3 protein-coding genes are annotated in these 5,251 nt (G+C 31.2%); 2 read left to right on the top strand and 1 reads right to left on the bottom strand.

Features of this window, described 5'->3' with window-relative positions:
- Positions 1-222: 222 nt before the first annotated feature.
- On the bottom strand, positions 223-813 hold the full coding sequence (locus tag PN450_RS22075) for a Uma2 family endonuclease (protein WP_148763988.1): 591 nt from the start codon (positions 811-813) through the stop codon (positions 223-225).
- Between the two features lie 371 nt (positions 814-1,184).
- On the opposite strand from PN450_RS22075, the gene PN450_RS22080 reads away from it, so the two are divergent.
- Positions 1,185-2,984, top strand: coding sequence for a methyltransferase domain-containing protein (locus PN450_RS22080; RefSeq protein ID WP_271837568.1), 1,800 nt, complete (start codon positions 1,185-1,187; stop codon positions 2,982-2,984).
- A gap of 13 nt (positions 2,985-2,997) precedes the next feature.
- A complete protein-coding gene (locus PN450_RS22085) occupies positions 2,998-5,097 on the top strand; it encodes a DUF5672 family protein (protein WP_271837569.1) in 2,100 nt (699 codons plus the stop codon).
- Positions 5,098-5,251 lie beyond the last annotated feature (154 nt).

Genomic DNA, 5,251 nt, shown 5'->3' on the forward strand with positions numbered 1-5,251 from the left:
TATAAATTGACCCCTCTCCAAACCTCTCCCCGACGCGGGGAGAGGCTTTGAAAACCCCATTCCCTGGTAGGGAAGGGGGGCAGGGGGGTTAGGTTTTTGGAGATTATGGGTTTCATCTGATACTTTTCAAACAACCTCTTATGGGTTTTACGTTAAGTTGACACCAATGAGCATTGTTGAACCCAGGTTGTTAAAAAATTAATAAAGTTTTGAACAGGTTATTTATTGAGTTTTTAAGTAATTAATAAATTCTGTGACTCCATCATATTGATCATGGTAGTCAATATACTGATTTAACACTTGTACATCTAAATCTGGTAATAATTGACTTTGATTAACCTGATTATATTCACCATTTTCTAAAGCATAGATTTTTAATAATCCATCTTCCCAAACCCAAACTTCAGGAATACCAATTCGTTTATATATTTCTAATATTTTTATATTTCCACTGGTAAAAATTACCTCAATAATTAAATCGGGAATGTCTTTTTTACTATGAAAAATATAGGATTCATCAGGTTCTTTACGTCCAGTTATATTTTTATTTCCTAAAGTGGCACTACCTCTAGCATAAAATCTAACTCTTTTTTCTCTACAGTATGCTTCTAACAATAAACTAATTGTTCTTTTGTAATATTCATGTTCTTGTCCTAAATTCATAATAATTTCTAATTCTTCATCTAAATAAATAAATCTTATCCCCTCAATATCTTGAAAGGTGGTTTCTATTTGCTCAAATTTTTCCCAAGTAATTCCTGTAAGAATTAAATGATTATTTGGTACAATAGCTTTTTGTAATGTAGTTGTCATAGTTTTTATTCCTCAAATACAAATTATGGAAGCGGTGACTGCGGTGAGTATGTAGAGAAGAATCAATTGCGTTTCTAAAATCACTTGGATACTTGTTAATAATTGTATCATAAAATATGGATAGATTATAGCAGGAGTCAAGGGATTGATACTGACATTTTCATGTCAATTGTAAAGATCTGTGAAAATTAACATTACTATATCCAGAAAGTGATAGATTTTTGGAAATTGTGGGTACTCTCTATATATAGGTAGGGGTAATTGAGGGGGTTAGGGGGTTAAGCAAGCGATCGCACTCATGGAAAAACTGGTAAAATTAAATCCAGACAGATCAACAACAACCTGATAATCTAAAAAAAGAAATTGACATTATGGATAATTCTAACTTATCAGCTTCATCGAAACTAATTTGTGTAGATTTGGGATGTGGAATTCATAAGGCTGAAGGTTTTATAGGTGTAGATTTAGTTGCTGCTGATGGTGTAGATGTTATTGCTAATTTGAATGGACATTTTCCATTTCCAGATAATAGTGTTGATTTTATCAAAGCACATGATATTATTGAGCATCTGCCTGATAGAATCCACACAATGAATGAAATATGGAGAATATTAAAGCCAGATGGAATAGTTGACATTAGTGTACCATCAACTGATGGCAGAGGAGCATTTCAAGATCCTACCCATGTCAGTTTTTGGAATATTAATTCCTTTATGTATTATTGCCAAGAATTTCCTCTTTATTTAGCAGGTTGTCAAAGTCATTATGGTTTTAAAGGGGAATTTAGTATTGTTAGCATTGATGAGAAAAATTCGGGAAATCAAGTTATTCATGTTCATGCTGTATTAAAAGCTATAAAATCAGAAGAAAACAACTATCAACTGAATTTTAAAAATATTAATTTTATCATCTTCCCAGATTGGAGTCAATCTATAGAAGTAATATTTGCACAATTACTAAATGTATGTCAGTCCATTATTGATCACCCTAATAATAGTGATATTGCCTTACTTATTGATATCCAAAATACCAGTTTAGAAGATGCGAACTTCTTATTAGCAGATGTTGTACTTAATCTTTGTTATCAAAGAAATATGGAAACTGATGATGATAAATTACCACAATTTAATTTATTCAAGACAAATTCACCAGAAGAATATAAAGGTTTATTGCCAATTTTACACTCTAGGATTGTTTTAGAAGGTGAAAACAAAGAATTTATTAATCAAATAGGGTTACAATTACCTTGTTGGACTTTAGAAGAGATAATCAAAAATTCACTAGATATAGAAAAATTAAACCTATTAGATCAGCTACAATATAATACGCTGCCACAACAAAAAGAAAGTAGCTTATCCAAAGCTTATCAAAAATTTGCTGAACAGAAATTTCCTCAAGCCATCGAATTATTTAAACAAACAATCATTGAAAATCCTCAATTTTCTGAAACTGGGTTAATACCCTTAGCTCATAGCCTAATATTAGCTAATGATTGGGAAGAAATTTCCAGAAATTTACCGCCAGGTATTAATTATTTACAGACTTCTGGATGGTTAAATTCTTTATATTCAGGAAAACCTATTAATCAAGAAGCAAAACCTATTCCTTGGTACACTTATCCTGCTATAGAATTTATTGAAAATAAAATAGATAGTGATTTTCGTATTTTTGAATATGGTAGTGGGAATTCGTCTCTTTGGTGGTCGGAAAGAGTAACACAAGTAATTTCTATAGAAAGTGATGCAAACTGGTTTGAATATATCAAAGAAAATATGCCTTCAAATGTAGAACTATATTTGATTGAAGATGATTTAGAATATGCTTCTGCTATTAATCAATATGAAGATCATTCATTTGATATAATTATTGTTGATGGTAGCAATAGAAATCAATGTGCAGAATTTGCTATATCCAAAGTCAAAAATCAAGGATTTATCATTTTTGATAATACAGATGATCACAGACACGCACCAGGTATGGAAAAATTACAAGCATCTGGATTTATCAGGATTGATTTTTATGGAATGATTCCTAGTTACCTTTATAAAAACTGCACTTCCATCTTCTTTAAAGATGTTAATCTTTTGTCAAGAGGAGGATTACCTAGCGAAAAACGCTCTTGTTTAGGAAGATCATGTTTTCAAATTACCAGTCCTGTAATTGCAATTTAAAAATTAAAATTTTATGAGTGAATGGCAATTAAAAACTCCAGTGTGTTTTATCATCTTTAACCGTCCTGATGTCACAGAGCGAGTTTTTCAAGTAATTCGTCAAGCTAAACCCCCTAAATTGCTAGTAGTAGCTGATGGTGCAAGAACAAATAAAGCTGGAGAACAAGAAAAGTGTCTTGCTGCTAGAGCAATTATTCATCAAGTTGACTGGAAGTGTGAAGTATTAACTAATTACTCTGATGTTAATTTAGGTTGTAGAAAGAGAATTTATACTGGACTAGATTGGGTATTTTCTCAAGTTGAAGAAGCAATTATTTTAGAAGATGATTGTCTCCCTGATCCTAGTTTCTTTCGCTTTTGTGAAGAATTATTAGAAGAGTATCGTCATAATACCAAAATCATGTTAGTTTCTGGACAAAATCTTCAGTTTGGACAAAAAAGACGAAATTATAGTTATTATTTTTCCCGTTATAACCATTGTTGGGGATGGGCTACTTGGAAAAGAGCATGGCAATATTATGATGATACTATGGAGCTTTGGCCTCTAGTTAAAAATGAAAATTGGCTATTTGATATTCTCCAAGATGAACAAGCATTTAGATATTGGTCAGCAACTTTCCAAAGTATGTATGAAGGTTTTGATACCTGGGATTATCCTTGGTTATTTGCTTGTTATATAAATCAAGGTTTAAGTGTTTTACCAAATATCAATTTAGTTTCTAATATTGGTTTTGGAAAAGAAGGAACTCATGCAACAGATTCAAATAGTATCCTAGCTAATATACCTGCTGAAGAAATGCAGTTTCCATTAAAACATCCTCCTTTCATAGTCAGAGATACCCAAGCAGATAATTTTACTGAAAGAACTTTTTATAGTGGATCTTTAGCTAAAACACAACAGGCTATTAATATCACAGAATTATTGAATAATACTATTCATTTACTGGATAAAAATACAAATAAAATCAATCTCCAAAATACAACTCTAGTCACCATATCTTCCGTAGACATAGAACTTACGTTACTAAGTTTAGTAATTTCCAATTTAAACGCAAACTTTAATAGAATATTATTCTTTACATCTGAGGAAATTGATCAAAAATACCTCGAACTTTTTCCCCAATTAGAAATTATTAAAATTCATCCTATCAAGAGTTTAGTTGAATATAGCAGATTTATAATCAAAGAGCTTAATTCATTTATAGAGACTGAATTTTGCTTAGTTACACAGGGAGATGGTTTTATTATCAATCCTCAGTTGTGGTCAGAGGAATTTTTAAATTATGATTATGTTAGCGCACCTTGGCGCAAACAATCTCATTTGGTTAATTCTGAAGGTAAAACTGTAGATATACTTGACTTAACTAAAAATAGGGTAGGAAATGGTGGTTTTTCTTTAAGAAGTAAAAAGTTACTAGAATTATCTTCACAATTAGATTTTGATCATATAAAAACCACGTCTTTATCAGAAGATTTGATTATCTGTCATTATTTTTATGACTGGTTTAAAGATCAAGGTATTAAATTTGCACCTTTAGAAGTTGCTATTAAATTTAGTTTTGAACAACCCATAGAAGAAATTGAAAACTTCTCTTGGGAAAACACCTTTGGATTTCATGGAAAACCTCATGTTATCTCTGTCTTAAATAAATTATCGCAAGATTGGTATGGATATTTTAATTCAGAAAAATACCAAAACAGCAACCTTATAAATGACTTGAAATTACAAGAAATTAATATAGTGATTTTCCCAGATTGGTCAGTAGATGAAGACGATTTAGGCTGGGAATTACAGCAAGTTATTCAAATTTTAGCAAATCATTCTAAAAAGAAAAAAATTACTCTGATTATCCACACAGGTAATATTGCTATTGAAGATGCAGAAATGTTTTTATCTAGTGTAGCCATGAATCTGTTAATGGAAGATTTAGATATTAGCGATACCATAGATATTTCTCTGGTAGGTAAACTAGGGGATATGCAATGGCAATCTTTATTACCTCAAATTTATGGCAGAGTGATTTTGGATCATGAAGATAAAATAGTCTTAGCACAAGCACCAGTTAGCAAGTTAAAAAGTTATCAAATAGATAACTTAATTAATCAACTTTGAGGGAATATTTTACAAGTGTTTGGTGGTGTATTCAAAATCTCAGCTAGTAATCATGGACTATCAAAAATTTCCAATTCAATTACCTCAACTATTTACAGCACTTCCCGGTGTTATGAGGTACATATCTAGCGGGCAAGATGCCCGCACTACAAGA

The organism is Dolichospermum lemmermannii CS-548 (assembly GCF_028330815.1).
Lineage (GTDB): Bacteria > Cyanobacteriota > Cyanobacteriia > Cyanobacteriales > Nostocaceae > Dolichospermum > Dolichospermum lemmermannii.